At 63.1% G+C, this 233-nt stretch carries 1 protein-coding gene; it reads left to right on the top strand.

Annotated elements, in window-relative coordinates; all coding sequences use genetic code 11:
- Positions 1–233 (top strand): hypothetical protein (locus P9236_RS30830; protein WP_278078227.1); only part of this gene is annotated, 233 nt, incomplete at both ends.

Here is a 233-nt window from a genome sequence, read left to right on the forward strand (position 1 = left end):
TCGCTGTACCTGTGCGCTCTTGCATGGTCCCGCAAACAGCTCACTGACGGCGCCCTCCCGGCCGTCGTGCTGCCCTCCCTGGCGTTCAAATGCGGGCTCGCAATTGAGGTAGCTCAGGCTGCCTCTGACCGTCTGGTGGAAGTCGGCATGTGGGAACGCACCGCTGACGGATGGCGCATACACGACTACGCAGAGCACCAACTGACGAAGGCCGACGTAGACGAACAACGGGC

Source organism: Mesorhizobium sp. WSM4884 (assembly GCF_029625675.1).
Classification (GTDB): Bacteria; Pseudomonadota; Alphaproteobacteria; order Rhizobiales; family Rhizobiaceae; genus Mesorhizobium.